Source organism: Stenotrophomonas sp. YJH_SMC_43 (assembly GCF_059372535.1).
On sequence record NZ_JCAFVQ010000003.1, the window covers coordinates 427,100 to 452,339 of the forward strand.

Annotated in this window: 21 protein-coding genes; 7 read left to right on the top strand and 14 right to left on the bottom strand. The window is 66.6% G+C overall.

The window, feature by feature from the left end:
- The first annotated feature begins 97 nt into the window (after nt 1-97).
- The 3 genes from AC5QAH_RS14110 to AC5QAH_RS14120 all read left to right on the top strand — a co-directional run bounded on the left by AC5QAH_RS14110 (nt 98) and on the right by AC5QAH_RS14120 (nt 6,435).
- Nucleotides 98-1,117 (top strand): glucokinase family protein, encoded by a 1,020-nt coding sequence (locus AC5QAH_RS14110; protein ID WP_197646462.1) that lies wholly within the window; start codon nt 98-100, stop codon nt 1,115-1,117.
- 143 nt (nt 1,118-1,260) lie between these two features.
- Nucleotides 1,261-3,969 carry a TonB-dependent receptor gene (locus AC5QAH_RS14115; protein ID WP_495232416.1) on the top strand — a complete coding sequence of 903 codons (2,709 nt, stop codon included), beginning with the start codon at nt 1,261-1,263 and terminating at the stop codon, nt 3,967-3,969.
- Between the two features lie 111 nt (nt 3,970-4,080).
- Nucleotides 4,081-6,435, top strand: coding sequence for a beta-N-acetylhexosaminidase (locus AC5QAH_RS14120; RefSeq protein ID WP_010480948.1), 2,355 nt, complete (start codon nt 4,081-4,083; stop codon nt 6,433-6,435).
- A gap of 124 nt (nt 6,436-6,559) precedes the next feature.
- Here the strand turns inward: AC5QAH_RS14120 and AC5QAH_RS14125 are convergent, their stop codons facing one another.
- Complete coding sequence (locus AC5QAH_RS14125) at nt 6,560-6,952, bottom strand: VanZ family protein (protein WP_010480949.1); 393 nt, start codon at nt 6,950-6,952, stop codon at nt 6,560-6,562.
- Nucleotides 6,949-8,133 (bottom strand): class I SAM-dependent methyltransferase, encoded by a 1,185-nt coding sequence (locus tag AC5QAH_RS14130; protein ID WP_010480950.1) that lies wholly within the window; start codon nt 8,131-8,133, stop codon nt 6,949-6,951. The genes AC5QAH_RS14125 and AC5QAH_RS14130 overlap by 4 nt, the downstream gene beginning before the upstream one ends.
- 59 nt (nt 8,134-8,192) lie before the next feature.
- Between AC5QAH_RS14130 and AC5QAH_RS14135 the strand changes: the two genes are divergently transcribed.
- Nucleotides 8,193-8,930, top strand: coding sequence for a pteridine reductase (locus AC5QAH_RS14135; protein WP_008265570.1), 738 nt, complete (start codon nt 8,193-8,195; stop codon nt 8,928-8,930).
- 60 nt (nt 8,931-8,990) lie between these two features.
- On the opposite strand, the gene folK is transcribed toward AC5QAH_RS14135, so the two are convergent.
- Nucleotides 8,991-9,476, bottom strand: a complete 486-nt coding sequence (gene folK / locus AC5QAH_RS14140) for a 2-amino-4-hydroxy-6-hydroxymethyldihydropteridine diphosphokinase (protein WP_010480956.1) — start codon at nt 9,474-9,476, stop codon at nt 8,991-8,993.
- 92 nt (nt 9,477-9,568) lie between these two features.
- Between folK and AC5QAH_RS14145 the strand changes: the two genes are divergently transcribed.
- Nucleotides 9,569-10,309 (top strand): proteasome-type protease, encoded by a 741-nt coding sequence (locus AC5QAH_RS14145; protein WP_049409117.1) that lies wholly within the window; start codon nt 9,569-9,571, stop codon nt 10,307-10,309.
- 80 nt (nt 10,310-10,389) lie between these two features.
- On the opposite strand, the gene AC5QAH_RS14150 is transcribed toward AC5QAH_RS14145, so the two are convergent.
- The 4 genes from AC5QAH_RS14150 to AC5QAH_RS14165 form a co-directional block, all read right to left on the bottom strand.
- A complete protein-coding gene (locus tag AC5QAH_RS14150; RefSeq protein WP_010480961.1) occupies nt 10,390-11,901 on the bottom strand; it encodes a hybrid sensor histidine kinase/response regulator in 1,512 nt (503 codons plus the stop codon).
- Between the two features lie 4 nt (nt 11,902-11,905).
- Entirely contained in the window at nt 11,906-12,346 is a 441-nt protein-coding gene (locus tag AC5QAH_RS14155; RefSeq protein WP_005411057.1) for a response regulator, read from the bottom strand.
- Complete coding sequence (locus AC5QAH_RS14160) at nt 12,343-14,160, bottom strand: sensor histidine kinase (protein WP_109814550.1); 1,818 nt, start codon at nt 14,158-14,160, stop codon at nt 12,343-12,345. Before AC5QAH_RS14160 ends, AC5QAH_RS14155 begins: the two co-directional genes overlap by 4 nt.
- Before the next feature lie 231 nt (nt 14,161-14,391).
- Nucleotides 14,392-14,778, bottom strand: coding sequence for a BON domain-containing protein (locus AC5QAH_RS14165; protein WP_010480966.1), 387 nt, complete (start codon nt 14,776-14,778; stop codon nt 14,392-14,394).
- Nucleotides 14,779-14,948: 170 nt separating this feature from the next.
- Between AC5QAH_RS14165 and AC5QAH_RS14170 the strand changes: the two genes are divergently transcribed.
- The gene (locus tag AC5QAH_RS14170; protein WP_125437741.1) at nt 14,949-15,992 is read left to right on the top strand and encodes an oxidoreductase; all 1,044 of its coding nucleotides are present in this window, start codon (nt 14,949-14,951) and stop codon (nt 15,990-15,992) included.
- A gap of 357 nt (nt 15,993-16,349) precedes the next feature.
- Here the strand turns inward: AC5QAH_RS14170 and gnd are convergent, their stop codons facing one another.
- The 7 genes from gnd to AC5QAH_RS14205 all read right to left on the bottom strand — a co-directional run bounded on the left by gnd (nt 16,350) and on the right by AC5QAH_RS14205 (nt 23,826).
- On the bottom strand, nt 16,350-17,255 hold the full coding sequence (gene gnd / locus AC5QAH_RS14175) for a phosphogluconate dehydrogenase (NAD(+)-dependent, decarboxylating) (RefSeq protein WP_043401640.1): 906 nt from the start codon (nt 17,253-17,255) through the stop codon (nt 16,350-16,352).
- A 10-nt stretch (nt 17,256-17,265) separates the two neighbouring features.
- Nucleotides 17,266-18,504: a hypothetical protein gene (locus AC5QAH_RS14180; protein ID WP_049452825.1), complete on the bottom strand. Its 1,239-nt coding sequence runs from the start codon at nt 18,502-18,504 to the stop codon at nt 17,266-17,268.
- A gap of 17 nt (nt 18,505-18,521) precedes the next feature.
- A complete protein-coding gene (locus AC5QAH_RS14185) occupies nt 18,522-19,121 on the bottom strand; it encodes a DUF2242 domain-containing protein (protein WP_049452827.1) in 600 nt (199 codons plus the stop codon).
- 243 nt (nt 19,122-19,364) lie between these two features.
- A complete protein-coding gene (locus AC5QAH_RS14190; RefSeq protein ID WP_010480977.1) occupies nt 19,365-21,542 on the bottom strand; it encodes a carboxy terminal-processing peptidase in 2,178 nt (725 codons plus the stop codon).
- Between the two features lie 278 nt (nt 21,543-21,820).
- Nucleotides 21,821-22,831, bottom strand: a complete 1,011-nt coding sequence (gene lipA / locus AC5QAH_RS14195) for a lipoyl synthase (protein ID WP_010480979.1) — start codon at nt 22,829-22,831, stop codon at nt 21,821-21,823.
- Nucleotides 22,832-22,849: 18 nt separating this feature from the next.
- Nucleotides 22,850-23,560 (bottom strand): lipoyl(octanoyl) transferase LipB, encoded by a 711-nt coding sequence (lipB, locus tag AC5QAH_RS14200; protein WP_010480980.1) that lies wholly within the window; start codon nt 23,558-23,560, stop codon nt 22,850-22,852.
- The gene (locus tag AC5QAH_RS14205; protein WP_005411067.1) at nt 23,548-23,826 is read right to left on the bottom strand and encodes a YbeD family protein; all 279 of its coding nucleotides are present in this window, start codon (nt 23,824-23,826) and stop codon (nt 23,548-23,550) included. The genes lipB and AC5QAH_RS14205 overlap by 13 nt, the downstream gene beginning before the upstream one ends.
- A 263-nt stretch (nt 23,827-24,089) precedes the next feature.
- On the opposite strand from AC5QAH_RS14205, the gene AC5QAH_RS14210 reads away from it, so the two are divergent.
- Nucleotides 24,090-25,163 carry a lipid A deacylase LpxR family protein gene (locus AC5QAH_RS14210; RefSeq protein ID WP_029379720.1) on the top strand — a complete coding sequence of 358 codons (1,074 nt, stop codon included), beginning with the start codon at nt 24,090-24,092 and terminating at the stop codon, nt 25,161-25,163.
- The last annotated feature ends 77 nt before the right edge of the window (nt 25,164-25,240 follow it).

Genomic DNA, 25,240 nt, shown 5'->3' on the forward strand with positions numbered 1-25,240 from the left:
CACGAACTCGTTGACATCGTTGTCAGCGGGGTTACAGACTCCGCCCCAATCGCCGCCCCCGATCCCAGGGCCGGCCCCACTTGCAGCAGGAGCCCGCGTGACCGCCAGCCACCCCGCCCCGGCCCATGTCCTGTCCCGAGTCGCGCCCTCGTTCCTGGCCGCCGACGTCGGTGGCACCCATGTGCGCGTGGCCCGGGTCCAGGCCAGCGGTGATGCCGCCCACCCGGTGCAGGTGCTGGAGTACCGCAAGTACCGCAATGCCGACCATGCCGGCCTCAGCGCGATCCTGTCCGATTTCCTGGGCGAAGGCCCGCGGCCCACGCACTGCGTGGTCGCCAGCGCCGGCTACGCCCGCGAGGACGGCACGGTGATCACCGCCAACCTGCCGTGGCCGCTGTCGGCGCGCCAGGTGGAGGCCGACGTCGGCCTGCAGCGGGTCTACATCGTCAACGACTTCGAAGCGGTGGCCTATGCCGCCGCGCAGGTGGACGCCAGCGGCGTGCTGCACCTGTGCGGGCCGGACACCGCCATGCGCGGCCCGACCCTGGTGGTCGGCCCCGGTACCGGCCTCGGTGCGGCACTGTGGATTCCCACCGCGCATGGCCCGGTGGTGCTTCCCACGGAAGCCGGCCAGCCGACCCTGGCAGCGAGCACCGAACTTGAAATGGCCATCGTCCGCCACATGCAGCGCGACCGCGCCCACGTGTCGATCGAACATGCGATCTCCGGCCCGGGCCTGATGAACCTGTACCGTGCGGTGTGCGCACTGCAGGGACAGGCACCGACGCTGGCCAGCCCCGATGCGGTCACCGCCGCCGCCATGGCCGATACCGATGCGCACGCGCGCCAGGCGCTGGATGTGTTCTGCGGCCTGCTCGGCAGCACCATCGGCGACATGGCCCTGTTCTACGGCGCCCACGGTGGCGTCTACCTGGCCGGCGGCATCCTGCCGCAGATCCGCGAATACCTGCACGCCAGCACCTTCGTCGAACGGTACCTGCAGAAGGGACCGATGGGCGAAGCACTGGCACGCATCCCGGTGAAGGTCGTCGAACACGGCCAGCTGGGCGTGGTCGGCGCTGCAAGTTGGTACCTGCAGCAGCAGTCGGCCGCCTGACACCGCAACAGGCTTCAACGCAATCGCAGCACGCAGTACGTGGCACGCCAACGCACGGGACTTCGCCGCCGCCCCGCGCATGTCATCGCAACCGTAACCGAACACCGCCGCCGGCATCCAATCGAGTGATGAGGAGAGACATCATGAACACCCGCAAGACCCTGCTTTCGGCCGCCATCGTCAGCTGCATCGCCTTCAGTGCGCACGCGCAGCAGGCCGCCCAGACCGCCACCGACCTGGATACCGTGCAGGTCACCGGCATCCGTGGTTCGATGGAAAAGTCGCTGGATACCAAGCGCGAAGCCAATGCGCGCGTGGAAGTGGTCACCGCCGAAGACGTGGGCAAGCTGCCCGCGCACAACGTCGCCGATACCCTGCAGCGCCTGCCGGGCGTGAACATCAGCTCGTCCAGCGCTGACGAAGGCGGCTTCGACGAAGCCGACCGTGTCAGCCTGCGCGGCACCAGCCCAAGCCTGACCCAGACCTTGATCAACGGCCACACCGTCGGCTCGGCCGACTGGTTCGTGCTCAGCCAGGGCAACAACGTCGGCCGCAGCGTCAGCTACTCGTTGCTGCCGTCGGAACTGGTGCGCTCGGTGGAAGTGAACAAGTCCTCGCAGGCCAAGCTGCAGGACGGCGGCACCACCGGTACCGTCAACATCCTCACCCGCAAGCCGCTGGAATTCTCCAAGCAGCTCACTGCGGAAGGCTCCATCGGCATGGTGCGTTCGGACCAGGCCAAGTCCAACGACCCGCAGCTGTCGGCACTGTTCAACTACAAGAACGACGAAGGCAACTTCGGCGTGATGGTGCAGGCCTTCAGCCAGAAGCGCGAGCTGCGCCGCGAAGCGCAGGAAATCCCGGGCGGCTTCTTCCAGATCGATCCGAATGGCACCGTGGCCAAGTCCAACCCGGACCTGGCCGGCGTGTACGCGCCGGGCCTGCTCGGCTCGACCCTGTTTGAACAGACCCGCGAGCGCAAGGGCGGCCTGGTGTCGCTGCAGTTCAAGCCGATGGACAACCTGACCCTGGGCCTGGAAGGCTTCAGCTCGGAACTGAAGGCGAACAACTACAACCGCAACTTCATGCTGTGGGGCGGCCGCATCCTCAACGACCGTACCGTTGAAGATGCCAATGGCAACAAGATCCTGATTCCGGGCCAGGCCCCGAATCCGGGTTACGTCGTCAAGGATGGCGTGCTGTCCAACGCCACCTTCGCCGGCCAGGCCGACCGCGACTACGCGGTGTACGACATGATCTACCGCGAGTCGAAGGCCAAGACCAACTACATCACCTTCGATGCCGACTGGCAGATCAGCGACAACCTGGGCATGAAGTTCCAGGCTGGCAGCACCAAGGGCACCGGCGAAACGCCGCGCCAGTACATCGCCGAAGTCAACCTGGCCCGTGGTGGCGGCGCCACCTGGGCAACCCACGGCAACGGCTCGCCGATCGACTGGAACGTCGGTGGCAACATCGGCCCGAGCGGCGTGACCGACTTCGGCACCTGGGGCAACCAGCAGGTCACCGCGATCGACAAGGAAAAGTGGGCCACGCTCGATTTCAACCAGTACTTCGCCGACGCTGGCGTACTGAACTCGATCGATTTCGGCGCCCGCTTCGGCGACCACAAGCGCGAGGCCAAGTCGCCGGAAGGCGCAACCCCGGGCGCGATCTGGAATGCGCTGAAGAACGGCGCTACCGCCAACTTCCCCGGCGGCTTTGCCAACGGCATCGGTGGCAGCTTCCCGCGTGACCTGTGGTACTTCACCCCGGGTGCGCTGAAGGAAGCGGTGACCAACAACTCCACCTGGCTGTCCGGCAATGACGGCCCGACCGGCCGCCACAACTACGGCGCCGAGTGGAAGGTGTCCGAGAAGAACTTCGCCGCGTACGTACAGGGCAACTTCAGCGGCGACCGCTGGAGCGGCAACGTCGGCCTGCGCTACGTCAACATCAAGCAGGATATCGATACCTACGCCGCCGCCACCGGCTCGACCGTGCCGGACGTGAGCAGCCTGTTCGGCGCGTGGACCCGCGAAGCTTTCGAGAACAAGCACAACCGCGTGCTGCCGAGCGCCAACTTCAAGTACGACCTGCGCGACGACCTGGTGCTGCGCGTGGCCGCCTCGCAGACCCAGACCCTGCCGGACTTCTCGGCACTGGGTGCCTCGTCCTACGGTTCGGACCTGAACCGGACTGGCGGTGGCGGCAATCCGAAGCTGAAGCCGGTGGTGTCGACCAACTTCGATGCCAACCTGGAGTGGTACTTCATGCCGCGCGGCATGTTGTCGATCGGTGCCTACTCGATGCGCCTGAAGGACTACGTGGCCTTCAGCACCGAAAAGGAGATGCTGTTCAGCGAGCTGACCAACCGTCTCGAGGAATACAACATCTCCCGCCCGCGCAATGCCGACGGCAAGGTCCGCGGTATCGAAGTGGCCTATGAGCAGCCGATCGGCGAGTACTTCGGTGTCAATGCCAACTACACCTACGCCGATGGCAGCACCGACCACACCTGGGCCGACGGCAGCGACAACCTGCTGGGCACTTCGAAGAACACCTACAACGTCGGTGCCTACTTCGAGAACGATACCTTCGGTGCACGCGTCAGCTACACCCGCCGTTCGTCGTTCCTGATCGGCCTGTCCGGCGCCAACCCGTACTACCAGGATGACTTCGGCACCCTGTCGGCGTCGCTGAGCTACAAGGCCACCGACTGGCTGAGCATCAGCTTCGATGCGCTCAACCTCAACAACCCGACCTACAAGTACTACCAGACCGCGGCGATCCCGACCTCGTTCTACAGCAACGGTCGCCAGTACTACCTCAACTTCCGCTTCAAGTACTGATCCAGCGGCAGCAACATCGCCGAGTCGTGCACGCACGCCGGGCCTGGGTCATTCCGGGCCCGGCGTTTTTCATGTATAGCGTTCATCGCACCGTTCCAAGGAGTCGTACCGATGGTCAAGCCTTCCCGCGCCCGGATGCGCAGCGCAGTGCTGCTGGGCAGCCTGCTCGCCCTGTTGCCGGCGCTGCCGGCACTTGCCGCCGACCCCACGCCTGCCGCTGAAGCACCCGGCCCGCAGCTGCGCGCCGGCAGCCTGATGCTGATTCCCGCCCCGGCCACCGTGCAGCGCGGCCAGGGCAGCGGCATCACCGTGCGCGCCGATACCGTGCTGCAGGCCGAAGGCGAAGCCGCGCAGCGCGTCGCCAACCAGTTCGCCGACCTGCTGGCCCGCAGCGGTGGCCCGCGCCTGGCACTGGCCAAGGGCAAAGCCAGCGCCAAGGCCGGCAGCATCCGCTTCCAGATCGTGCCCACCTTCCGCGACAGCGGTGAGGGCTACACGCTGGAAAGCACCGCACAGGGCGTGCTGGTGCAGGCTGGCAACGAAACCGGCCTGTTCTACGGCGCGACCACCCTCGCCCAGCTCGCCACCGGCGGCAGCAACGGCGTGCTGCCCGCAGTGCAGATCCAGGACGCGCCGCGCTTCAGCTGGCGCGGCTTCATGCTCGACTCCGCCCGTCACTTCCAGAGCCTGGACGAGATCAAGCACGTGCTCGACGCGATGGCCGCGCACAAGCTCAACACCTTCCACTGGCACCTGACCGACGACCAGGGCTGGCGCATGGAGATCAAGCGCTACCCGAAGCTGACCGAAGTGGGCAGCTGCCGCCTGCCGGCCGGTGACGGCGGCATCGATCCGGTCAGCGGCCAGGAGCATCCGTACTGCGGCTTCTACACCCAGGAGCAGATCCGCGAAGTGATCGCCTATGCCGCGAAGCTGCATATCCAGGTGATTCCGGAAATCGATGTACCGGGCCACGCGACTGCTGCGATTGCCGCGTATCCGGAGCTGGGCACCATCGATACGCCGCTGAAGCCGATCAGCGAATGGGGCGTGTTCCCGAACCTGTTCAACGTGGAAGACAGCACCGTCACCTTCCTCGAGAACGTGCTGGAAGAAGTGATCGCGCTGTTCCCGGCCAGGTACGTGCACGTCGGTGGCGACGAGGCGGTGAAGGACCAGTGGGAAGCATCCAAGCGGGTGCAGCAGCGCATGCGTGCGCTGGGCATCAAGAATGAAATGGCCATGCAGAGCCACATCATCAAGCGCCTGGAAACCTTCCTGGAGGAACACGACCGGCGCCTGATCGGCTGGGACGAAATCCTCGAAGGCGGATTGCCGCCGCAGGCCACAGTGATGTCGTGGCAGGGCACCGAAGGCGGCCTGGCTGCGGCCAGCGCCGGCCATGACGTGATCATGTCGCCGGTCGGCTACCTGTACCTGGATTACCTGCAGACGGCCTCGCCAAATGAACCGCCGGGCCGTCCGACCCAGGTCAACCTCGGCAAGCTCTACAACTTCGAGCCGGTGCCGGCCGAGCTGGCCGCCGACAAGCGTGGGCACATCCTGGGCCTGCAGGCCAACATGTTCACCGAGCACACGCGCAGCTATGCACGCCTGCAGCACAACCTGTTCCCGCGCCTGGCCGCGGTGGCCGAGACCGGCTGGAGCACGTCGGAGCATCGCGACTTCCGCGATTTCCTCGCGCGCCTGCCCTCCCAACTGCAGCGCTACCGTGCCTGGGGCCTGGCCTATGCGCAGACCCCGTTCGAAGTGGGCGTGGACTACACCGACAACCGCGCGGCCGGCACAGTGACCGTGTCGCTGGCCAATCCGCTGGGTTATGAAGTGCGCTACAGCACCGATGGCCAACCGGTGACCGCGCAGTCGCCGCTGTACCAGCAGCCGCTGACCGGGAAACTGCCGACCACCGTGCAGGCGGCGGCGTTCTACCAGGGGCAGATGCTGGCCGCGAAGCCGACCATCGCCGCATTCACCGTGCAGTCGCTGCTCAGCCGCCGCAGCGATGAGCTGCTCAGCTGCGTGGGCACGAAGGGCCTGGTATTGCGCCTGGAAGACGATGGCCCGCGTGAGGGAACGCGTGCGGTGTTCAACGTGGACATCTTCCAGCCGTGCTGGCGCTGGCCGCAGGCGCAGCTGGACGGCATCGGCAACGTGGAAGTGCGTGCGGGGCGTATTCCGTACTACTTCCAGCTGGCCCACGACGAGCCGAAGCGCCGCTTCGAAAAGGCCCGGAGCGCACACGGTGAAATGCTGATCCGCCGCGGTGATTGCACGGGCAAGGTGCTGGCTCAGGTGCCGCTGCCGGCGCAGACCGATGCCGACGGCTTCGTGACCCTGCGCGCGGCGCTGCCGAAGGGCACCGCTGGCAACGGCGATCTGTGCATCAACTTCACCGGCGACACGCGCCCGGCGATGTGGGTGCTGGATGAGGTCACGCTCAGGTAGGTGCCAACCTTGGTTGCGCTTTGCGGCCGGATCCACGCATCGCGTGGATCTACTGTAGAGCCGGGCCCATGCTCGGCTGCTTTTCAACCGGAAAGCCGAGCATGGGCTCGGCTCTACAGGAACCTCACCCGCGCCAGCGCAGCAGCAGGTCGCGCAGCGGGGTCAGTGCGGTGGCCATGCCGGCGAGCACACCGATCGTGTTGGCGATGGCATCCATCGGGTCGGCCATGCGGTTGCTGGTCAGCGCGCCCTGCGCGAACTCGATGCCGATGCCCATCAGCACCAGGCCCACGCCCACCCACAGCAGCGGGCGGCCCCGACGGAACAGCTGCACCGCGCTGCCTGCCAGGATGAAATAGGCGAGGAAGTGTTCGCCCTTGTCGCTGTTTTCCGGCAACGGAATCGGCGGTGGCGGGATCAGGCAGACCACAATCACCAGCAGCACGGCCAAACCCCACAGCACGGCCCACAACCGCGGCCGCCGCAACGGCTTGATCACCGGCAACACCTCGCTCACAGGCGCCAGCTCAGGTCACCCAGTTCGAAGGCCGGTTCGAAATCGACGCCACGCTGCAGGCCGATGGCCTGGAAGCGCTCGCCCATCTCGGTCGGCAGGGTCAGCTTCTTCACCTGGTCGCGCAACTGGATGCGGCCGACCTCGTCGGTGCGTTCCTCGGCCAGCAGCAGCACCTGGTCCAGGCCATTACCGAGCAGGAAGCTGGCCTGGCTGCAGTAGCCGGCCAGCTCGAAACCGCCGTGCATGCCGGCCTCGGCCATCGCGGTGAAATCCACCGACGCCGTAATGTCCTGCAGGCCCGGCCAGCGGTGCACGTCGTTGTGCACGTGGTGGCGGTAGAACGCGCGCACGGTGCCATCGTCGCGGTCGTGCTGGTAGAACTCGCCGCGGTTGTAACCGTAGTCGACGAACAGCATCGCGCCACGCTGCAGGCCGCCGGCCACCGCCTGCAGCCAGTACGGCAGCTGCGGCAGCACCTCGGAGCGGTAGCCTTCGGCGAAGGGCTTTTCCAGGTAGCGCTCGATGTGGCGCACCGCACCGTTGAGCAGGATATCGGCCGGCTGCGCACCACGGATGAAGTTGCCTTCGGCATCCAGCTCGACGGTTTCCTCATAGACCTCGCCATCGCGGATCAGGAAGCGCGGCGTCGGCAGCGCGTCGATCACCTCGTTGGCGAACACCACGCCTTCCCAGTCCTCTTCGAACGGGCGGTCGACCCAGTCCACGCGCGCGGCCAGCTCGGCCGGCAGGTTCTGCTGCAGGCGCTGCTGCTGTCGCTCGCGCAGGTCCGCGCTGGGTTCGAGGATGGCATAGCGCGACGGCAGCGCGTCCAGTTCGGCCAGGCGCAGCAGCACGGCCTCGGCAAAGGCGCCGGTACCGCCGCCCAGTTCCAGCATCCGCGCCTGTGCACCCAGCTGCGCGAACACCGGCGCCAGCGCATTGGCCACGCTGCCGGCGAACAGGCTGCCAAGCTCGGGCGCGGTGGTGAAGTCACCACTGCCACCGAACTTGCTGGCGCCGGCACTGTAGTAACCCCAGCCAGGGGTATACAGGCACAGTTCCATGAAGCGCGAGAAGGGCATCGCCCCGCCCTGGGCAAGGATCTCGGCGCGCAGGGCGGCGGCCAGCTGGTCGCTGTGGGCCAGGGCATCGGCTTCGGGCAGGGGGAAGGTGGGCTGCATGGCGTCTTCGAATGCGGTGACAATGGTGCACAGGATAGCCGAGCCTTGGAGGACCCTCGATGAGCGATACCCACCCCGTGGTCCTGATCACCGGCAGCGCGCGCCGGATCGGTGCGGCCATCGCCCGCCAGTTCCACGCCTGTGGCTGGTCGGTGGTGCTACATGCCAACACCTCCAGCGCCGAGCTGCAGCAGGCCGCGTTCGATTTCGACAACGTGCGCCCCGGCAGCGTGCTGGCCCTGCAGGCCGACCTGCGTGACGCCGACGCCCTGCCCGACCTGGTGGAACAGGCCGTCACCCACTTCGGCCGCCTGGACGCGCTGGTCAACAATGCCTCCAACTTCTTCCCCACCCCGCTCGGTCAGGTCACCGCCGAGGCAATGGACGAGCTGTATGCGGTCAACGCGCGCGCGCCGCTGCTGCTGTCACAGGCGGCGGCGCCCTACCTGCGCCGCCAGCAGGGCTGCATCGTCAACCTGACCGACCTGCACGGCACCGACCCGATGCGGGACCACATCGCCTACACGATGGCCAAGGCCGCGCTGGAGATGGCCACCCGCTCGCTGGCGCTGGAGCTGGCGCCGAAGGTGCGGGTCAATGCGGTGGCGCCCGGCGCGATCCTGTGGCCGGAACAGGGCAAGGACGATTTCGCCCGCGAGGCGCTGCTGGCGCGCACGCCGCTGGCGCGGATCGGCACGGTCGAGGAGATTGCCGAAGCGGTGTACTGGCTGGTGGCCGAAGCCAGCTTCGTCACCGGCCACACCCTGCGCGTAGATGGCGGGCGCACGGTCAGTTGAAGCATTGCCGGCCAGCGACCGGCACTACCGGTAGTGCTGGCCGCTGGCCGGCGACCTCCCTCATTCCAGGTCGACCACCTCGAACGCTTCGCCAAACTGCGTGTGCGCACGCCACAGCGTGGCCAGGTCCAATCCGCTGACCGGGTCGATGAAGTCCGGGGCGATGTCGGCCAGCGGCTTCAGCACGAAGGCATGCTTCAGCTCCGGGCGCGGGATGCGCAGGTGGCCGGGGCCTTCCACCACCAGGTCACCGTAGAACACCACGTCGATGTCCAGGGTCCGGTCGGAGAAGCGCGGCCCGCTGCGGTCGCGGCCGTGCGCGTCTTCCAGCGCGTGCAGCCAGTCGTCCAGTTCCTGGAGCGGCAGGTCGGTGTCGATCGCCACGGCGTTGTTGAGGAAGGCCGGGCCGTCGAAGCCGACCGCGGCAGTACGGTAGGCCGGCGACACCCGCAGCGCGCCGAAGCGCTCGCGCAGGGCCGTCACCGCGGCGTGGAGGTAGCGGCGGGGCTGGACGTTGCTGCCCAGGCTCAGGAGCACGGTGGTCATGCGGTTCAGGTGACGGCACTTGGGGGGGCGTGGACATGCCGTCGTCACGGCGGCCTGCCTACAATCCGGGACGCACATGATAGGGCACCGACATGACCTATTGCGTTGGAATCGAGGTGGACGAGGGCCTGGTCTTCGCTGCCGACACCCGGACCAATGCCTCGCTGGACGATGTGCGCGTGCACCGCAAGCTGCACGTGTTCGAGTACCCCGGCCAGGCAGCCTACGTGCTGATGGCGGCTGGCAACCTGGCCACCACCCAGCTGCTGGTGTCGCGCCTGGGGCGCGACGCCAGTGAACGACGCACGCCCAACCTGCACGACATGACCCACCTGTTCGAGGCTGCCGAGTACGTCGGCCAGCTGCTGGTGGACAGCCAGGTGCACAGCAGCCACAGCGAACATGGCCACGATGGAGTCAACACCCAGGCCACGCTGATCTTCGGCGGCCAGATCGCCGGCGAGCGGCCCGGGCTGTACATGATCTACCCGCTTGGCAACGCCATCGCCGCCTCGCCGGAGACGCCCTACCTGCAGATCGGTGAGTCCAAGTACGGCAAGCCGATCCTCGACCGCATCCTCAGCCCGGCCACGCGCCTGGAGGATGCAGCGCGCACGGCGATCGTCTCGCTGGACTCCACCATCCGTTCCAACCTGTCGGTGGGCCTGCCGATCGATCTTGCGCTGCTGCGCGACGGCGAGCTGCGCATCGGCCAGCAGCTGCGGCTGGGCGCGGATTCGGCGTTGTATGCCGACATCCATCAGAACTGGTCGCGGCGGCTGGAACAGGCGGTGGACGCCCTCCCGCGGTTCCCCTGGGAAACCGTCCGGTAAAGCCGGGCCCATGCTCGGCTGTCGAGGTCAATACGAACAGCAGCCGAGCATAGGCTCGGCTCTACAGAACTCCAGCGGCATCAACCCAGCGCTTCGGCCACCGCGCGGAAGACCTGCTGCATCTGCAGCGGCTTGCGCAGCACATGCACCTCCACACCGGCCGGGAATGCATCGGCCGAGACCGGCACCGCAGGGTCCTCCAGCACCAGCGCCGGGCCGCGATAGCCCAGTGCCGCCATCTCGCCCAACAGCTGGCTGGCCGGCAGCAGCTTGGAGCCGGCGTCGGCGATCACCAGTGCCGGCAACGCCTCCTGCTGCATCCAGCGCAGCGCAGCCGGGCCGTCGGACGCCAGCTGCAGCTGGTAGCCCTGGCTGGACAGCGCATTGCCCAGCAGCGACAGGCGCGTGGCTTCGCCATCGACCACCAGGATCGACTGGCCACTGCCCAGTGCCACCAGCTGTTCGATCGGCTCACTGCCATCAATGGCGTCGTGCATCGGCAGGCGCAGCTCGAAGCAGGTGCCCTGCCCCGGCTGGCTGCTGACGTGGATGCTGCCGCCGGCGCCTTCAACAATGCGTTTGCAGGAGATCAGGCCCAGGCCGGTGCCATCGGCCTTGGTGGTGAAGAATGGATTGAACAGATGCGACAGTGTGTCCGCATCCATGCCGATCCCTTCGTCAGCCACCCGGATGTGCATCCAGTCCACGCCATCGCGCTGGCCGGCATGGCTGGCGGTCAGGCTCAGGCGACCGCCGTTGGGCATCGCCTGGATCGCGTTGAGCGCCAGGTTCAGCATCACCTGCTGCAGTTCGGTGTAGTTGGCGTCGACCACCAGGCCTTCGTCCTGCACCTGCAGTTCCAGGCGCACCGCATCGGGCACGTTGCTGCGCAACAGCAGCGCCACCGCATCGAACAGGCCATCGATCTCGATGCGTTCGCTCGGCTTGCGCGAACCGCGCACGAACGACAGCATCGATTCGGCCATCTCATGGCCACGGCGGCCGCACTCGGCGATGACATCGGCCAGATGGTGCAGCTGCGGATCGTCGGTTCGCGCCTTCAGCAGGTCCGGCATGATCAGCAGCGGCTGCAGGATGTTGCGCAGGTCGTGGCTGAGGCCGGCGGCGAGCAGCGACAGGCTTTCCAGGCGCTGTGCGCGCATCAGTTCGGTTTCCACCCGAGCACGCTCGATCGCGCTGCGTGCATCGCGGATCGCACGCGCCACTGCCGACGGCAGGCGCGCCGGCAGGTGCTTGATGATGTAGTCATTGGCGCCCTTCTGCAGCGCCGCCACCGCGTTCTCCTCACCCATGGTGCCGGAGACGAAGATGAAGGGCACTTCCGGTGAGGTTTCGCGCACGATGCGCAGCGCGTCGTCACCGGAGAATCCCGGCATGCTCAGGTCGGACAGCACGATGTCCGGCTGGAACGCGACCAGTGCCTGGCGCAGTTCAGCCTCGCTCTCGACACGCTCGAAACGGGCCTCCAGGCCCGCATCAAGCATCTGTTCGGACATCAGCTCGGCATCTTCCGGTGAGTCCTCCACCAGCAGGATGCGCAGCGCCCCGAGGGCGGGACCGGTCAGGGGCATGGGCTCACTCGAGTTCCGGTGCCTGGTTGATCAACGCCCAGAACTTGCCCAGGGTCTGCACCGCGCCGAAGAACTGGTCCACGTCCACCGGCTTGACCACGTAGGCGTTCACGCCCATGTCCCAGCTGCGGGCCAGGTCGCTTTCCTCGCGCGAGGACGACAGGATCACCACCGGCAGGCGCTTGAGCTCTTCGTGCTCGCGGATCTGCCGCAGCACTTCCAGGCCATCCATGCGCGGCATCTTGATGTCCAGCAGCAGCACCGCCGGCAGGCCTTCCTCACGGTTGGCGAAAGCACCACGGCGCAACAGGTAGTCCATCACTTCCACGCCATCCTCGACGTGCACGATGGGGTTGGCCAGACGCGCCTCTTCCAGGGCGTCGATCGCCATTTCAGCATCAGCCGGGCTGTCTTCGGCGAGAAGAATGGTGCGCAGAGTGGTCATGCAGAAGGCCCTTGTTTGTCCGCATCGGTCGCGGGAGGCAGGTAGAAGTGGAAAGTGGCGCCGACGTCCGGTTCAGCCTCAGCCCAGATACGGCCACCATGACGGGTGAGCACGCGGCGCACGCTGGCCAGGCCGATGCCGGTACCCGGGTAGTCGCTGGCCTTGTGCAGGCGCTGGAAGACACCAAACAGCTTGCCGGCGTAGGCCATGTCAAAGCCTGCACCATTGTCGCTGACCGTGAACTGATGACCGCCGTCAGGCTGCGGCTGGTAGTCCACGCGGATCTTCGCCGGTTCGCGGTTGCCCGAGTACTTCACCGCGTTGCCGAGCAGGTTCAGCCAGACCTGGCGGATCATGTTCTCATCGCCCACCACGATCGGCAGCGGTGCGATGCTCCACTCCACATGGTGCGCATGGCCGCTGTTCTCGGCCTCGGCCTGCAGATTGGAATCGAGCATGGCACGGGTATCGGCCACCAGCGACTGCATGTCCACCGCCTGCTGGCGCATTGCCGCGCGGCCCAGCCGCGAATAGACCAGCAGGTCGTCGATCAGTGCCGCCATGCGCCGCGCCGAACTGGAGATCACCTCCAGGTAATGGCGGCTCTTGTCATCGGCGGCGTCGCCCAGATGGCGCGACAGCTTGTCGGAGAATCCGGCCACGTGGCGCAGCGGCGCGCGCAGATCGTGCGAGACCGAATAGCTGAAGGCTTCCAGTTCCCTGTTGACCTCGGACACCTGCGCAACCTTGCCTTCCAGCTGGCGGTTCAGTTCCTCCACCCGCAACTGCACGGCACGCTGCACGGTGACGTCGCTGACCGTGAGCAACACCACTTCGTCGTCGGTGTCCGGCAGCGGCATGCGCCGTGCATTGAGCAGCATGTAGCGCACCATGCCATCGGCAGCGCGCTGTTCATGCTCGAAGTCCCACAGTTCGCGGCCGCGCAACAGCACATCGGACAGTCGCTGGCGCATAACGGGATCTTTCCACGCGCCGTCGCCGACAGTATCCAGCAACAGGCCATCGGCGCGTTCATCCTGCAGCCCGTACAATTCGGCGAAGGCAGGGTTGTGCAGCTGCACGCGCAGGTCGCGGTCGAGCAGCACGATCGGTTCACGCACGGTCTGCAGCACCGAGGCTGCACGTGCGGCCGAGCGCAGCGACTGCCGTTCGGCATGCAGGCGTCGACCAATCTGCCGCTGCAGCAGCCACAGCACCAGGCCGAGCAGCGACAGCTGGATCACCAGCGAACTCCACGATACCAGCTCGGTCTGCTTGCGCTGGCGGGCAGCCTGCTCGGCACGCTGTGTCAGCAGTTTCTGCTCGCTGGCCTGCAGTTCCTCCACCAGGCCACGGATCGGATAACGCGTGCTCAGATCCTGCACCAGCTCGCGCTGATCACTGTTGGGCTCGGACTTTGCCAGTTCGCGGGCAAGCGCCATGCGCCCTTCCAGCATCGACTCGATGCGGCCGATGCGGATCAGCTGATCAGGATTGTCGCGGGTCATCCGCCCCAGTTCAGCCAGGCGCCCGGGAAGGTCATTGGCTTTGGCCATGCGCTCGCGCAGGCCAGGTGCGTCCACGCCCTTGGACAGGGTCAGCGCAGCCGATTCGACATCGCGTACATCGGCCTGCAGCTGTTGCAGCGCCACACCGACGGCCTGGGTATGGTTGACCCAGGCCATCGCCTCTTCGCTGTCCTGCTGCAGTTTGCGCAGGGTCAACCACGGCACCACGATGATCGCGGCAGCGGCCAGCGCCAGGGCCGGCAACCGCCAGCGGTCCCAGATGTCATCACTGAAAACCAGCGCCATAGTTCCTCGTCAGCACAGCCGCAAAGCGTCTGCCGTTACCGGCCCCACTGCGGCGGAACCGGCAATATAGCGCAGGCGGTCACGACTCTGGAATTTCCAGCGCGGTTGGCTGAACGGGTTCGGAATTCGATGCTGTAGAGCCGAGCCCACGCTCGGCTGCCTTGGAATTCCAGCCGAGCATGGCTCGGCTCTACAGGTCAGTGGGCGCCCCGCATGGGGCGCCCACCGGGGTCAGCGCTTGGCAGCAGCACTGACCTTCAATGCAGCGGCATCGACGCGGGTCACGCCCTTGATGCCCTTGGCGGTGGTGACCGCCTTGTCCTTCTCGGCCTGGGTCGCCACGGCGCCACTGAGGCTGACCACGCCGTTCACCGTTTCCACCTTGATCTCCGTGCCCGGAACGTTGCTGCTGGCCAGCAGATCAGCCTTCACCTTGGTGGTGATCCAGCTGTCGGTCACCGGCTCGTTGGAATCATGGCGGTCGGCGTGGGTCATTGCCGAATGATCGGTCTTGGGGGGACTCTTCGCGGCCGGATCCTTGGCGAATGCGGCCGAGGAGGACAGCGCCAGGGCCAGCGTAAGGGCCGAGGCAATCAGCGTGCGGGTCGTATTGCTCATCGTGTCGTACTCCTGCGGAATGTGCTGCCAGTCTGGACAAGTAGGCGTAGAGCACGCGTGGCGCTGCGGTCACGCTGCCGTGAATCGACCCGCATTCAACGGCAACGGTTCAGTTTGGGGTTGCCGTCGCGGGTCGTTTACCCTGCCCTTCCCACTGCCGGAGCTCTGCCATGCGCCCCGACCTGCATCTGGCCCTGATCGGCTACGGCCTTGCCGGCCGCGTCTTCCATGCGCCCCTGATCCAGCACACGCCGGGCCTGGTGCTGCACAGCATCGTGAGCTCGCAGCGCGACACGCTGCTGCGCGCGTTCAGCGACGTGCACGTGCGTTCCACGCCGCAGGAGGTGTTCGACGATCCAGGCGTGGATGCCGTAGTGATCGCCACGCCGAATGAACAGCATGCGCCGCTGGCAATCGCGGCACTGGCTGCGGGCAAGCATGTGCTGGTCGACAAGCCGTTCGCGCTGGACGTGGCCCAAGCGGAAACGGTATTGGCTGCGGCACGCGATGCCGGACGCATCGCCACCGTGTTCCAGAACCGGCGCTTCGATGCCGACTTCCTCACGCTGCAGGCGCTGCTTGCGGACGGGACGCTCGGCAACATTGCCGAGTGCCATGCGCACTTCGATCGCTACCGTCCACAGGTACGCGACCGCTGGCGCGAACAGGATGGCCCCGGCAGTGGCCTGTGGTACGACCTGGGCCCGCACCTGCTGGACCAGATGCTGGTGCTGTTCGGCTGGCCCGAGGCGGTCGATGCCGATCTGGCCGTGCAGCGCGAAGGTGGCAGCGGCATCGATTACTTCCACGCGGTGCTGCACTACCCGCGGCATCGCGCGATCATCCATTCCGGTTCGCTGGTGGCGGCGCAGACGCCGCACTTCAGCGTGCATGGCAGCAAGGCAAGCTGGATCAAGCACGGCCTGGACGTGCAGGAGGCGCAGCTGCGCCGCGGTGTGGCACCCGGTGCGCCAGGCTGGGGTATCGATCCGCGGCATGGTGAGCTGGTGCGCTGCGATGCCGAAGACAACGTGCAGCGCACGACGGTCGACAACCTGCCCGGTGACTACCGGCGGCTGTATGCACAGTTCGCGGCGGCGATGCATGGCGACGGAGAAGCCACGGTCAGCCCGGTGCAGGCATTGCAGTTGATGCGGCTGCTGCAGGCCGGCATGGACAGTGCGCGCGAAGGACGGCGAATCGCGTTGGGGTGATCGGCAGGGCTGCGCCCTGCACCTGCCGAAGCGGTAGTGCCGGCCGCTGGCCGGCAACCTCAACAGCAACAGCAAAAGCCGGCTATCCGTGGGATGGCGGGGTGGGTCCGGTTGCGGGGGACGCCGTAAACCCTTCCCTGGGGGCTTGGCCGCGGCATCCATGCCGCGGACACCCCCGCAACCGGACCCACCCCGCCTTCGACAGTTTCCCGCGGCTGTTGGTGGGTGCCGACCGTTGGTCGGCACAGTAGATCCACGCCATGCGTGGATGGCGTGGAAATGATCGGAATGCGCTCGTGTGGCCTCATGGGGTCGGAGCCCTTTCCTGCGGAAAGGGCTCCGACCCCGGCTTCGTGCTTACGACTTCTTGATCGCGTGGCCGCCGAATTCATTGCGCATCGCCGACAGCAGGCGGTCGGTGAACGAATTGGATTCACGCGAGCGCAGGCGTTCCAGCAGCGACAAGGTGATCACCGGTGCCGGCACATCCAGTGCGATCGCTTCGGCCACGGTCCAGCGGCCTTCACCAGAATCCTCCACGTACGGCGCGATGCCATCCAGCGACGGATTGCGCTTGAGGGCTTCGGTGCTCAGGTCCAGCAGCCACGAGCGCACCACGCTGCCGTGGCGCCACACCTCGGCCACCTGGGCCAGGTCCAGCTCCATCTCCTGCTTGCGCTCCATCAACGCGAAGCCTTCGGCGTAGGCCTGCATCATTCCGTATTCGATGCCGTTGTGGACCATCTTGGTGAAGTGGCCGGCGCCAGACGGACCGACACGTGCCCAGCCGCGATCTTCAGCCGGTGCCAACGTGCGCAGCAGCGGTGCGATCTGCTCCACCACCGGCGCTTCGCCACCGACCATCAGGCTGTAGCCCTCCTGCAGGCCCCAGACGCCACCGCTGGTGCCGCAGTCGACGTAGCCCAGATCGTCCTCGGCCAGCGCCTTGGCGCGGCGGATCGAGTCCTGGTAGTTGGAGTTGCCGCCGTCGATGACGATGTCACCCTCGGCCAGGTGCGGGGTCAGCTGGCCCAGGGTCTGGTCGACGGTTTCGCCAGCCGGCACCATCAGCCACACCACGCGCGGCACCGGCAGTGCGGCTACGGCCGCGGCCAGAGAATCAACCACCTCCAGGCCGGCCTCGGCGGCGCGCTGGCGGGCGCCTTCGCCCGGGTCGTAGCCGACCACGCGGTGGCCGCCGCGATGCAGGCGCTGGGCCATGTTGGCGCCCATGCGGCCGAGACCGATCATTGCAATATCCATTGTTTCACCTTCAGTTGGGGTCTAGGGTCAGGCTGCCTAGCCTGCCGGTAGCCGCGCAGTGGCGCAGCTGCGCCTCGCGCCAACGCCGGTAGAGCGTGGTATGCAGATTGTGCACCGCCAGGTCGATCGAAAACGGCGTTCGTGGGTTGCGATCAAGCAGGCGGGCGATGTGGTAGCCGATGGGACGTATACCGCGTGGATGCACATAGATCACGAACTGCTGGTAGAACGGATCGTCCAGCAGTTGGTCCATGCGTGCCAGCGTGGCGTGGTAGCGCGGTTCCAGCCGTGCACGAAGGTCCGGGTCGCGCTCGAACAGCAGGCGCTCGAAGTAGCGCTGGCCGATCCGCGGGATGTCCTGCGCGAGTTTCCATAGTTCGACATTGCGCTGGTCGTACCAGGCCAGGCCGCCGTGGGTGGCCAGGGCCTGCGCAGCGTCCGCGCCCACGTCAACCACCACGAAGTTCTCGGCCTGGTTGCTCAGGTCGTCCAGCGTGCCCTTGTCGTACACATGTTCGATGAAACCGGGCACGCCCACGAACGCCTGTTGCCCCATCGCCGAGGTGCGCACCGCCTTGCCATCGGCGAAGAAATCGCCGGAATGAGCGCCGAGCAGAATGCTGTCGGTACCGTGCAGGGCGAGGAACGTGCCGATCGACAACTCCTCTGCGGCAAATTCGGCGTCGAATGCAGCATCGCCATACAGCTCGCGCTGGGCGGACAGCTGCGCGACCTGGCGGCCGACTCCGCATTCGGCGCGCACATTGCCGCTGTAGAACGCCTGCAGCGCCTGGCTGTTGCTCGCAGTGGGCACGAAACCACGGCCGAAACTTCGCGTGCGCTGCCAGCCTTGCGCCTGTGCGCCGTGCAGGCCGAAGCCAATCCAACCGAGCTGCAGGCCAGAGAAGCGGAATCCTGGATTGCCCTGCAATGCAGTAGCGGCACGTTGCGTGGCTGCACCCAGCTGGAACGCATAGGCGCAGACCGTGGCCGGATCGTCCAGCAGCTGCTGCAGCAACGCCTGGCGCGCTGTAGCAGACATGTCTGCCGGCCAGCGCACGTGCAGGTCGCCGGCAGCCTGCGACTCGGCCAGCGACGCGCGCGTACACACTGCGCCGCCGTGGACCTGCGGCGTACTGAGCGCGGCTTCATCGAAACGCCAGCCCAGCCGCTGCAGCAGCCCCTGCGTACAGTCGGCGGCTGTGGCCGCCATGCCCAGCACGGGCGCCAGCAGCAGGGCCGCGCCCATCAACCCGCCGTGCACGTTCAGCCCTGGTCCGTGCGGGCGGGTGCGGGCTCAGGAACTGCAGAGGGCGGCGGCGGCAACGGTGATGGCATGCCCGCAGCCGGCGGCAGGTACTGCTGCAGGCGCTGGAAGAAGCGGCGATAGAAATCGGCGTCGGTGACCGTGCTGCTCGCCACTTTCACCAACGAATCGTCGTTGCTGCCGAACGGCAGCGATACCGAGCCCAGCGCACCGACACCGACACTGGCTGAGGTCGGGCTCTTCTTCAGCGCATAGCGGTCCTGCACCGCACTGACGAACACCAGCGTCTGGTTGCCACGCGGCGCGCAGGAGATGCGCAGCACCAGCTGCTCATGGTCGTCTTCGCGCGGCTGGAAGTTCTTGTTGCCTTCCACCTGTGCGTCATCGGCACGGGCGATGGCATAGCCCTGGCTGAGCAGGGTGCGTCGCGCGGCTTCACAGGCTTCGCCCGGGCGGCCATCGACGGTACGCGAGAACGTGTCGCCGGAGTCGAAGGATTCGCGCAGCAGGGTACTGTCGGCGGTGCGGCCACCACAGGCCGACAGGATCAGGGCACTGCCAAGCGCCACAACAGCACTGGAAAGACGGGAGGCCCGCATGGGTACTCCTGCGAGGACGGTACCGCCAAGGGTAGTCCTGCGGCCGTGTGCGGCGGGTCGAAACCGGCATGACCGCGCCACCCCGTTGCTGCCTGTTCATGCACAAAAAAGGGACGGAGGGGATTAAGTCGTTTGTGGCATGTGGCTCGCCGGGCATGGCCCGGCGCTACCGGGACGGAGGCACCCAAACGAAAAGGGGCCGGCAATGCCGGCCCCCCTGCGGTATCGCATGCCGTCGCCGGCTCAGTCCGCCCAGCGACCGGCGCCGGTGGACTGCGGCAGCACCTGCGCCGACAGCGGGCGGTCGCTGGCCAGCAGGTTCACCGCATCGGCCAGGATCGAGGCCGACTCGCGCAGCAGCGGGTCAGGACGCTTCTCAGCAGCCTTCTCGCGTGCGGCATCCTTGACGATGTCGCGCTCGTTGCCCGTCAGGCCGTCGTCGTTGCTGTCATCGGCCAGCGGGTCCAGGGCCAGGCCCAGTTCCTTGCGCATTGCCTGGCGCTCCTTGCGCTGGGTGTCCTGGCGCTCACGCTCGGCGCGGCGGGTGGCCTCGTTGAGCGAGATGTACTTCTTCGCGGCCTCGGTGCGGAACTGCTGCACGTCCTCGTTCCACCACTGGAATTCCTTGTCGGCGGCAATGCGCGCGTCATGGCGGGTTTCCAGCTTCGGCAGCAGCGGCGCGAAGTTGCCGTACTGGGTGTGCGGCACGGCAGCGATGCGGGTCCACGGCAGCGCGTTGTCGTAGGTGCTCTCGCCGAACTCGGTGGCATCGACGCTGGCCGGGAAGGCCAGGTCCGGCACCACACCCTTGTGCTGGGTGCTGCTGCCGCTGATGCGGAAGAACTGGGCGATGGTCAGCTTGACCTGACCGAAACGCTGGGTCTCACCGCTCGGCCAACGGTCGAGGTCGACGATGTTCTGCACCGTGCCCTTGCCGAAGCTGGTCTCACCGATCACAAGGCCACGGCCGTAATCCTGGATGGCACCGGCGAAGATCTCCGAGGCCGAGGCCGAGCCGCGGTTGATCAGCACCGCCAGCGGGCCATCCCATGCCACGCCCTGGTTGCGGTCGCTGTTGACGGTGACGCGGCCACCGGACTCGCGCACCTGCACCACCGGGCCCTGCTCGATGAACAGGCCGGTCAGTTCAATGGCTTCGTCCAGCGAACCACCGCCGTTGTTGCGCAGATCCAGCACCACGCCATCCAGCTTGTCGTTCTTGAAGCCGGCCAGCAGCTTGGCCACGTCGCGGGTGGCCGAAGCGTAATCGGCCGCATTGCGGCGACGGCCTTCGAAGTCCTGGTAGAAGGTCGGCAGCTTGATCACGCCGACCTTGCGTGCTGGCTCGCCGTTGGCGGCCGGAATGGTCATGGTCTCGCCCTTGGCAGCCTGTTCGGCCAGGCGCACCTTCTGGCGGGTCAGCACCAGGGTGTGGTGCTTGCCGTCGGCACCTTCAGCGGCCGGAATGAATTCCAGCTTGACCTGGGTGTCCTTGGCGCCACGGATCTTGGCCACGACATCGTCGATGCGCCAGCCGATCACGTCCTCGACCAGGCCGGACTTGCCCTGGCCGACGCCGACGATACGGTCACCCGGCTTCAGCGTGCCGTCCACCGCAGCCGGACCACCGGCGATGATCTCGCGGATCACCACCACGTCGTCCTGGCGCTGCAGCTGCGCACCGATGCCTTCCAGCGACAGCGACATCGCCTGGTTGAAGTTCTCGGCGGTGCGCGGGGTGAAGTAATCGGTGTGCGGATCGACCGCGCTGGTGTACGAATTCATGAAGAACTGGAAGACGTCTTCGCCCTTCAGTTCATTGACCGACTTCTCCAGCGTCGCGTAGCGCTTGTCCAGCGTCTTGCGGATGTCGTCCGGCTTCTTGCCGGCCAGCTTCAGGCGCAGCCAGTCGTTCTTCACCGACTTGCGCCACAGCTCATCCAGTTCGGCGCTGCTGGCCGCCCACGGCACCTTCTTGCGGTCGTATTCGAAGCGCTCGTCGGTGGTGAAGTCCGGCTCCTGCTTGAGCAGCTTGCGCGCATAGGCCACACGTTCGCCGACGCGCTGCTTGTAGACCGCGAACACCTGGAACGCCGGCTCCAGCTCGCCGCCACGGATGGCCGAGGAGATGTTGGCTTCGAACGGCGCGAAGCGCGCCACGTCGGCCTGGGTGAAGTACTGCTTGCCGCCGTCCAGCGTCTCCAGGTAGCGCTTGAACACGTCCTTGGAGGTGGCCTCGTCCAGCGCGCGCGGGCGGTAGGCGTAACGGCTGTCGGACAACAGGCCGTACACCAGCTTGGAGGTGGTCACCTGATCGGCGGTTGCCGCGGCGGGCAATGCCGGCGAGTCGGCCTTGGCCGCCAGCGCCAGCGGCGCAACCAGCGCCAGGGCCATCAGGAATGCGGGGGCTTTGAATTTCATTGACGTGCTCGAAGGCGCCTTGCCAAGGGGGAGACTGCGTGGTGTTCAGACACCACGACAGTGCCGAAAGTTGCCGGGTTTGTCACCCGGCCGCGCTCGGTGGAAAACCAGCCTAGCGGGGCCGGTGTAGCAAATTGTGAATGCATGTAGAGCCGAGCCCATGCTCGGCTGGCCGGCAGCAAGCAGCCGAGCATGGGCTCGGCTCTACGGCAGGCAGAGGTGTGCGGACCAACGGTCCGCACCCACAGGAGAAGCAGCTCCCACCCACCGGCAGGATGTCAGGAAACGCCGGCGCCCTTGGCCTGGACGTCGGCGTGGTACGACGAGCGCACCATCGGGCCGGAGGCCACGTGGCTGAAGCCCAGTTCGTAGCCGTAGACTTCCAGCGCCTTGTAGTCCTCGGGCGTCCAGTACTTCAGCACCGGGTGGTGGTGCGCGGTCGGCTGCAGGTACTGGCCGATGGTGATCATGTCCACGTCGTGCGCGCGCAGGTCACGCATGGTGGCCTTGATCTGTTCGAAGTCTTCGCCCAGGCCCAGCATGATGCCGCTCTTGGTCGGCACGTCCGGGTGCTGCGCCTTGAAGTTCTTCAGCAGGTTCAGCGACCACTGGTAGTCCGCACCCGGGCGCACGTTGCGGTACAGATCCGGCACGGTCTCGATGTTGTGGTTGAACACATCCGGCGGGTTCTGCGCCAGGATCTCCAGCGCACGTTCCATGCGGCCCTTGCCGCGGAAGTCCGGGGTCAGTACTTCGATGCGGGTACCCGGCGACTTTTCGCGGATGGCGGTGATGCAGTCGACGAAGTGCTGGGCACCGCCGTCACGCAGGTCATCACGGTCGACGCTGGTCACCACCACGTACTTCAGGCCCATGTCGGCCACGGTCTGGCCGAGGCTGGCCGGCTCGTTGGCATCCGGCGGCTTCGGGCGGCCGTGGGCCACGTCGCAGAACGAGCAGCGGCGCGTGCAGACTTCACCAAGGATCATGAAGGTGGCGGTGCCGTGGCCGAAGCACTCGTGGATGTTCGGGCAGCTGGCTTCCTCGCACACCGTCACCAGGCGGTTCTCGCGCAGCTTGGCCTTCAGGTTCTGCACGGCATTGCCCGAAGGAATGCGCACGCGGATCCAGGACGGCTTGCGCAGCACCGGCGCGTCGGCGAACTGCACCGGCGAGCGGTTGATCTTGTCACCGCCCAGCTGCTTGACCCCGGCCTGCAACGGCGCGGCGGTCGGAGAGTCGCCCTGCACGATCTGCAGGGGAATGGAACGGGCGGTGGTTTCAGTCATGGCAGTTCCGGGGGGCGGTCAGGCGGCCGCAGAAAGATCAGGCAGTTCGGGCGTGGGCTGCAGCAGCAGGCCGAACTGGCGGGCCAGGTGGTCCAGCAGCACCGGCTTGACGGCCTCCATCCCGGAGGGCCCGCCCAAGTCTACTACCGAGGTCACCTGCAACCCCTGATAGCCACAGGGGTTGATGCGGTGGAAAGGTTCCAGGTCCATCGACACATTGAAGGCCAGGCCATGGAAGGTGCAGCCGCGGCGCACGCGGATGCCGAGCGCGGCGATCTTGGCGCCACCGACGTAGACGCCCGGGGCGCCCTCGCGGCGTTCGGCACCGATGTTCCACTCGGCCAGGGTATCGATGATGGCCTGCTCGATGCGGCATACGTAGTCGCGCACACCGATGCCCAGCCGTGGCAGGCGCAGCAGCGGATAGACCACCAGCTGGCCGGGGCCGTGATAGGTCACCTGGCCACCGCGGTCCACGTGCAGCACCGGGATCTCGCCCGGCGCCAGCACGTGCTCGTCCTTGCCGGCCTGGCCCAGGGTGAATACCGGGTCATGCTCGACCACCCACAGCTCATCGGCGTCGGCCTCGCTGCGCTGGTCGGTGAAGCGCTGCATGGCGCGCCACACCGGCTCGTACGCCTGGCGGCCGAGGTCGCGGACCAGCGCCGGACGCGGCGCGCGGTCTTCCGGGGCGGCTTCGGCCGGGCAGCTGTCGGCTACAGCGTCCACTTCACTTCCGGGTGGTCGCGCAGCGCCTGGTGCGCCAGGTCGTACTGTTCGCGGCTCTCGGCCTTGAACACGATGCGGACGGACACGTACTTGCCGTTGGAGGAATGCTTCCAGCTGATGCGTTCATTGACGACATCGATGCCGGCAGCCAGCAGCAGGCGGGGGAGCTCATGTTCCAGGCCGCGGTTGGCCGGGCCCATGGCACTGAGCTCGAACTGGCCGGGGAACTGGAAGCCGTGGTCGGGGTTGTCGGACTTGATTTCCATGCCCCCCATTATCGGGCCGCAGGGCAACAAACCCAAGAGTATTCATCAACGTCAAACAGTGCACCGGTGAGTCGCTGCGTTGCAGCTGAACGGCCGTTCAGCATTGGCCCCGGCCCCGTGGCGCACCGCAGGACAGGGCAGGATTGTCTTCACGAGACAATGTCGTTTTCGGAACAGACAAGTGATCCGAACGCGCTCGTTCCATCACGTTCGCGCGAGTACCGTGTCGCAGCATATAACGACAGACAGAAACAACTTCTCACATGAGCCCCCCTTCCCAACGCCGCCTTGCAGCCCTCGGGCTGTCAGGCCTGCTGGCTGCTGCCCTCCCCCTTGCCGCCCAGGCGGCCGAACAATGTGGTCCGGACGCAATGCGCGACCACCCGCCGCAGGTCAATTTCCGCGTCGACAATGACCTGTTCGGCGGCCGCCACCAGGACCAGGGCTACACCAACGGTGCACTGTTGACCCTGGTCTCGCCCAATCTGGTCGATTACACCGACGACCCCTGCCTGCCGCGCATGGCGCGCTGGGTGAACCAGTACCTGGAAGGGCTGCACCCGGGCAAGTTCGAACAGCAGAACATGATCTTCAGCATCGGCCAGGGCATCTTCACCCCGACCGATTTCAGCCGCAGGGACCTGATCGAGGACGACCGCCCTTACGCCGGCGTACTGATCGCAAACTTCGGTTTCAATGCGCGCAGCGGCGACCGCCTGCAGACCACCCAGCTGACGCTGGGCGTGGTTGGCCCGTGGGCACAGGGCAAGCAGGTGCAGAACGCCGTGCACGACGTGCTGGGCGACGAGAAATTCAAGGGCTGGGACAACCAGCTGCACAACGAGCCGCTGTTCATGCTGACCCACGAGCGCATGCGCCGCTGGCCGGGCGATGCCAGCGTCAATGCCGACGGCTGGGGTTGGGACGCCATCAGCCACTACGGTGGATCGATCGGCAACCTGGAAACCAAGGCCAACCTCGGCGGTGAAGTGCGCTTCGGCTGGAAGCTGCCGGACGACTTCGGCAGCACGCCGTTGCGCCCGGCCGGCGAGAACACGGCGCCGACCCGCGGTGGCCGTCCCAATGGCTGGTCCTGGCACCTGTTCGCGACCTCGGACGCTGCCTGGGTGATCCGCGACATCACGCTGGACGGCAACACGTTCCGCAACAGTCACAGCGTGGACAAGCGCCATGTGGTGGCTTACGGCGGCTACGGCGTGGCCGTGATGTACGGACGCTGGAAGTTCGCTGCGGCGCGTTACCACAGCACGCGCGAGTTCAACGGCCAGCGCGAAGCACCGGTGTTCGGCAGCTTCACCATCAGCCGGTCGCTGTAGGTAGGTGCCGACCGTTGGTCGGCACGCCGGTTGATGGCAACGACAGTCGAGCACGGCCCGACTCTACAGAACGAAAA